This is a genomic window from uncultured Acinetobacter sp. (assembly GCF_947624825.1).
Lineage (GTDB): Bacteria > Pseudomonadota > Gammaproteobacteria > Pseudomonadales > Moraxellaceae > Acinetobacter.
The window spans coordinates 1-5749 of the sequence record NZ_CANQLZ010000093.1 but is presented as its reverse complement, the minus strand read 5'-3'; the positions used below and the strand labels follow the sequence as shown (position 1 = coordinate 5749).

Sequence of the window (5749 nt, the reverse complement as noted above, 5' to 3'; positions counted from 1 at the left end):
ATCGCTGTAGCAGCCTCTAATTTGTTTCGTGGCAAATCCTTAGCTAAAACCAGTGTTTGCTGTTTAGCGGGATCTTCGGGATCTGAAAACCCATGTTCTAAGTTTTGAATCGTGCGCCACGCATCAACCCGTTTTAAGTCTGCCGCATGGTAGTAAGGCTGTAGCCGCTTGCCTGTCGTTAGCTCCACATTGGGAATAACAAAGTTCAGCTCTAGCCGTCCTTTGTCGGTATGCTCCACCCAAAGTACGCTGTACTGATCCTTATCCATGCCTGGAAACAAACAATCTTCAAAGCTGGCCATCACCTCACGCTTTTGTTCATCACTAATGTTCCGTTCCTCGAACGACAAAACGCCCGAGGTGTACTTTTTGGCATAGTGGCTAGCATCAATCAATGCCACGGTTTCATCAGGATCACCGCTTAACACCTTGGCTTTTTCACGATCTCGATCTTTACCCAGTAAATAATCCACTGAGCCGCCACCGCTACCAGTACCACGGGCAAAAAAGCTAACTATCACGGCGTATCAGCTCCCTAACAGCAGTCAACGCCCGTTCGGTAGCCGTTAGCTGTGCCAACAACTCCACAGCACACAAACGCAAATCAAGCGTGCCTGTCTTGGCTTCCGTATTCACATGGCGGGCTAACTGATTCAAATTGCCGCCAATTCCTGCCAATATCCGAACCACTTCGGGCGGTAGTTCATGACGCACCACGTCCTGACGACCAACACCGCCAGACAAACCTATCTCACGTAACCAACGAGCTAGCTCGGCACGTCCTTTATTGGCATTTAACTTGGTTAGCTCCGCATCAGTAACACGGATTTTTATGGACTTTGTACGCTTCATCTTTTTGCTTTCAACTCTCCACGCAATTCGGCTGCCTCACAAATCGCGATACGTTCCGCCTGCTGAGCGCGTGATAACTCATCTTCTAACCGACCCAAACGCTCAAGCTGAGCTGTGGAACGCTCAACAGCCAATCTCATTTCGAGTAATTCTTTTTCTGCACGTTCAAGCCGATCTCTACTCACAGCGAGTTCACCCTCTAATTGCTCAACAACCTCTCCTAGCTCCGCTTGCACTTGCTCACTCTCAAGCCGTGATTTCTGTAAAGCTTCACGCTCTATCGCCAACGTGTCATGAGCTAATTGTTGTGCCTGTTTCCAAACAGATAAAAACGAACCTTGCAACACTTCAGGAACAGGGGAAAGATCACTTTGAACCTGCTGTTGCTCACTAGGCTTCCAAACTTTCATTGCCTCACTGATAGTCGTAAAACTACCGCCTCCCAAAGCAGACCGAAGCTCTGCCAAAGTAGGACGCTTACCTTTGGCCTCACTTAACTCATTGGCTTTGTCGTGAATTTTTTTATAGCTCTCATTCATATCCTATCCTTTGTAGTATGTAATAGTAGTATTACTACAAACTATTATTACAAATGTGTTAGCTAAGCAATGAACACAACCATCACTTTTACTTGTAAAGGTGATGCACAGGGGGGTTAAGGGGGGCAGTATGCCCAACCTTACAAGGTCACAAAGAAACCTGTAAGGGGTCTTTGTGTATCCTTGCTTAAACAATACTGTACAATATACCCTGCCCCATTTCTTCTGTAAACTACGCACTCCGTTTGTTTCCGCACCACTTTTCGCTACGCTCCAAAGTGCTACGGTCGACTATGTTTTTCTAAGCCATAGCTAACGATAAACCGTCCACTGATTGCCACAACATCAGCCCACCTTTTATATTCAATCCACAAAAGCGCTGTCATCTGATTTAGGCTTCACTGAACACCCTACTTTTTAAGCCACGAATTGATAGACCCCACTGATACGCCCAGCTCCTTCGCTATCGTTCTTTGACTCATGCCCCTTGCTGATAATAAGCGGGCCTGTACACGCTTTTCTTCGTTTGCCTTAGCTCTGACCACTCCAGATGCTTTCCCACCTATAGCGCCCCGTTGCGCTTGCTTCTGTAAAAACTCCTGCTCGGCTCGATGATCATGCACCCAACAATATTTGGCAATGGATTTAGCCGTGGCTTTAACTTCGCTATACGCCAATGGGGTCATAAACTGGGTATTGATACCCAGTGCGTAGTCCTCTACTTCACTGCGCCACACGTCAAACAGCCTAGAACGGGCTGTAACGCGATAAAAACGAATAGCCTTATATGCCCAAGCCCTAGTGGTATCAAATAGCGTTACGTTGCGCCCTAATCCTGCTACGGTGGTTTCTTTCTCGGCATACTCCCCTAAGTCACGTTTAAGCCAGTCGGACAGCTCAAAAAGGTCGTACTCGTGTTTGTGTAGGCACAAAGTAGTGGTTTTGTAGGGGTTACGAGTAATCAAACCGCTATAACCTGCGTCTGCACCCAGTTCAATGCGATACCCACGCTCTATAGCAGCCAAATAGCGTAACGGTTCTCGTCGCCCGTATTCACTAGTTGTTACGGGTTCAGCCAGTTTGTAAACAAGGTGAGCATGTCCATTTTCTGAGTTGATTGCTGCATAATTTGGCGGCGCTATGTGGCAATCTTCCCACGCAAAGGCTGCGCCTTGGCGATCTACGTCAAAAACAAGGTAATGCAGTTGGCTTGGTGGGTTTATTTGCAGATAACGGCGGCGTTTAGCCGTTTTCAGCGGTCTAATGCGTAAACCATCGGCTAAATCGTCAGCACAATAGGGTCTGTAAGGTAATGGTGTTAAGAAACTGTCTATAAACTCATCTACGAATCTGTTTTTCTCTAGCATTTTTATTGCTCATTTTCGCTAGAGTGCCTACAATAGAAGTATATTGATGCACCTAGCTTAGCCGTTGGGGAGTATCAACCCAAAGCCCAGACTGTTCGCGCAGTTATGGGCTTTTATTTTAAATTCAAAAATCTATACTAACTTGCTCTTCTCTCAGATGAAAGGCGAGACTCTTAAATATAACCACATTGCTTAAAATAGATACAAAGTCTGAAGATTTCGTTTGAATCAAAACCCCTAGAGAATTAGGCCTAGTCTGTAAAGAGGCTAATAACACTTTATACGACTCTTCTAGTGAATCCTCCTCCTTTTGTACTTTTAGAAAGACCGTCTTCCCTTCAATTTCTTGATTTAAAATACCATCTAAACCACTGTTTCGATGAATTTTTGAATACTCGAATCCAACCAAATGCCTCTCAACCCAAGGGTCTAAACGCTCAAAACTGGCAAGCCCCTTCTTCAATACTTTTGACTCTGTTCTAACAAGAGGCGAACTTAACCTTTTCTCCGTTAACAAAACAGCCTCTTCTGATACATCTATACCAATATACTGCCGCTGCAAAGACTGCGCAGCCACCAGCGTAGTCCCGCTCCCACAAAAAGGGTCTAAGACCACATCCCCTTTATCGGTCACAAGACCAACTATCCTCTCCAATAGAACAAGGGGTTTTTGAGTAGGGTATCCAGTCCTTTCTTTTGCCTTAGGATTCAAGTACGGAATATCCCAAACATCACCTAAAGGAACACCTTTCTTCGCCCCCCCATAGACAACCTCTCCATTCTTATCTCTTGCATAAACAGACGTACCTGAGGAGTCTCTTTCTCTTTTTTGAAGAATCTGATCTAAGTTCGTAGTAGCGCTATACTCCACCAAAGTTTGGTTCCACTTAAACTCCTTGCTTTTAGAGAAAAAAAGTATGTTCTGATGTTGATTCATCAGACCTTTCTTAGCGTTACTCCATCTTTTATATGTCCATATAATCTCAGATTGAAAACTATCCCTCCCAAAAACGTTTTCTAGCATCATCCTTATAATATGGTTCGCACTCCTATCACAGTGAACAAAAATAGACCCACTGTTTTTTAAAACTCTTCTACACTTTACAACCCTCTGATAAAGGAAGTCATAATACTCACCCCAACTCCCCCATATATCGCTAAACAAATAGCTTGCCCCATCCTCTCTAGCTCTACCTTTAAAAAGCTTACCTGTAAAAAAAGGCGGGTCCATATAAACCAAATCCACTGATTCATCAGGGATCATGTCTAACTGCTCGACGCAGTCGCCCAAAAAAACTTTATTAAGCTGCATTACCTGTCTTTTCTATAGCTATTTTCTGAATGATCCCAAAAAGATCATGCCCTGTGTACTCCCTAAGGTAAGACCAAGCAGTATCCCCATAGTAATATCCACCACCCAACCCACCATATAAATCCTGTAAAACTCTCTGTATCCTCTGAGCCTGAGTTCTATTAGGGTAATAAAACATCAATCTAACTGGTCTATAACCAGCATCATGTATGGTTTTTAACCTCGTATGCTCTTTAGTGATGTGATCTCCATCTGTCGTCGCATCTCTCCACTTTATTTCAAAAGCATCATTCCCTACCAAGGCATCAATCTCAAAAGTTTTAGGTCTCACTCCATTTGTATTTGGTATTCGTTTTTTCTCAGCCTCTGGATGTGAGTGCTTAATGCACAAAAATGCCGCATCTTCTAAAAAAGATCCTGCATAACGATACAAAAAACGCCCTTTGTTTTGCATCACATCAATCTGATGCCCCTCTTCGGGACAGACACCCAAAACTCTATACAGAATATGATGACTAAAATCATCAGCTTCCATCTCAATTATTCTTGTGTCCATTTGCTGTCTAAGTCTCAACTCATAACCATCAGACAACTCTTTAATTTCGTCGTATAAAATCACTTTCAAAACCTCAAGAAAAAGTGACTATTTTAGTATCAAAAATGATGGATCACCGACAAAACCCCATGCTACGTGTTTTCTCCTGCACTTTTTCCTTTATCGCTTGGACAAACTGGTTAACTGCCGTAACTGCTCGGTCAATGCCTTGTTTTGCTCGCTCAACTGTGTCACCTGCTCGCTTAATCCCTCTAAGGCTTTCACCCGTATCCCCAATTGAACCAAGCTGTTCAGCATATTTTCGTGTGTCGTCCTGCGCTCGTTCTCTAAGTGTTCTAGATCGTTGGTTAATGTTTTCAACGTGTCTAGCAATAGCTTCTCTGTTGCTGTCATTTATTTGCCCACCTTGATGATCCAATGCCCGTCCTGTGACTGCCACACCTCGGGTTTTTTCTTCATCTTCACGTCTTGAACCAAGTACGTTTCCCCTTTCTCTTTCACCAGTTCCAAGCCCTCGGGTAATTCCGCTAACACCTGCTTGCCCTGCGCTATGGCTTGGCTTTGCCGCTGAATCGTTAAGCCCTGCCACATGCTCCAAGTAGTCAGCCCCAGCCCTAGAAGCACTAACAAGGCGATCACCCAAAGCCATGTTTTGAACAGGCTCATGCTCATACGCTGCTGATTGGCGTAAATCTCTTTCTTCAAGACCTCGTTGCTGTCGTGGATAGCGTTTTTCAAGGTCTCGTTGCTTTTGCTCAATGCCGTAGCTAAATCGCCCTCTAGCTGCTTCAAGTCGTGCTGTAGCGCCTTGCTGATGCTCTCGGCTTCTTTGCTCGATGTCTCCTTGAAGGTCTTGGCTAAATCTAAAATCTTGCTCATAAATCGCCCCTTTTAAGCGTATGTTTCGACCGCCATCGGGGTCTTTAATGCTGATACTGCTCTTGGTCTGTCGTGCCACCTCAAAACCCGCCTGCCCCAACGTCTCGATCACGTCATCACGGCACGTAACCACCCCACGCAAGGCTAACCCCTGCAAAGCATCATTAATCGCTGTAGCAGCCTCTAATTTGTTTCGTGGCAAATCCTTAGCTAAAACCAGTGTTTGCTGTTTAGCGGGATCTTC

Annotated in this window: 8 protein-coding genes; all 8 read right to left on the bottom strand. The window is 44.8% G+C overall.

What is annotated here, in order from left to right; translation table 11 throughout:
• Positions 1–473: relaxase/mobilization nuclease domain-containing protein (locus Q0017_RS13100; RefSeq protein WP_298147684.1), on the bottom strand; the 473-nt coding region annotated here is incomplete at its 3' end.
• Positions 474–510: 37 nt separating this feature from the next.
• Positions 511–852 carry a plasmid mobilization relaxosome protein MobC gene (mobC, locus tag Q0017_RS13095; RefSeq protein ID WP_298147681.1) on the bottom strand — a complete coding sequence of 114 codons (342 nt, stop codon included), beginning with the start codon at positions 850–852 and terminating at the stop codon, positions 511–513.
• Positions 849–1391 (bottom strand): DNA-binding protein, encoded by a 543-nt coding sequence (locus Q0017_RS13090; protein WP_298147679.1) that lies wholly within the window; start codon positions 1389–1391, stop codon positions 849–851. Before Q0017_RS13090 ends, mobC begins: the two co-directional genes overlap by 4 nt.
• Before the next feature lie 410 nt (positions 1392–1801).
• Positions 1802–2758: a replication initiation protein gene (locus tag Q0017_RS13085; protein ID WP_298147674.1), complete on the bottom strand. Its 957-nt coding sequence runs from the start codon at positions 2756–2758 to the stop codon at positions 1802–1804.
• Positions 2759–2882: 124 nt separating this feature from the next.
• Positions 2883–4022 carry a site-specific DNA-methyltransferase gene (locus Q0017_RS13080; RefSeq protein ID WP_298147671.1) on the bottom strand — a complete coding sequence of 380 codons (1140 nt, stop codon included), beginning with the start codon at positions 4020–4022 and terminating at the stop codon, positions 2883–2885.
• A 37-nt stretch (positions 4023–4059) separates the two neighbouring features.
• The gene (locus Q0017_RS13075; RefSeq protein WP_298147665.1) at positions 4060–4689 is read right to left on the bottom strand and encodes an ApaLI family restriction endonuclease; all 630 of its coding nucleotides are present in this window, start codon (positions 4687–4689) and stop codon (positions 4060–4062) included.
• A gap of 96 nt (positions 4690–4785) precedes the next feature.
• On the bottom strand, positions 4786–5019 hold the full coding sequence (locus tag Q0017_RS13750; protein WP_367277119.1) for an MbeD/MobD family mobilization/exclusion protein: 234 nt from the start codon (positions 5017–5019) through the stop codon (positions 4786–4788).
• Positions 5020–5505 (bottom strand): MbeB family mobilization protein, encoded by a 486-nt coding sequence (locus Q0017_RS13745; RefSeq protein WP_367277118.1) that lies wholly within the window; start codon positions 5503–5505, stop codon positions 5020–5022.
• Between the last annotated feature and the right edge of the window lie 244 nt (positions 5506–5749).

Coding starts and splice junctions, on each gene's coding strand:
- mobC (WP_298147681.1), bottom strand. CDS start 852: ATGAAGCGTACAAAGTCCATAAAAATCCGTGTTACTGATGCGGAGCTA.
- Q0017_RS13090 (WP_298147679.1), bottom strand. CDS start 1,391: ATGAATGAGAGCTATAAAAAAATTCACGACAAAGCCAATGAGTTAAGT.
- Q0017_RS13085 (WP_298147674.1), bottom strand. CDS start 2,758: ATGCTAGAGAAAAACAGATTCGTAGATGAGTTTATAGACAGTTTCTTA.
- Q0017_RS13080 (WP_298147671.1), bottom strand. CDS start 4,022: ATGATCCCTGATGAATCAGTGGATTTGGTTTATATGGACCCGCCTTTT.
- Q0017_RS13750 (WP_367277119.1), bottom strand. CDS start 5,019: ATGACAGCAACAGAGAAGCTATTGCTAGACACGTTGAAAACATTAACC.
- Q0017_RS13745 (WP_367277118.1), bottom strand. CDS start 5,505: ATGAGCAAGATTTTAGATTTAGCCAAGACCTTCAAGGAGACATCGAGC.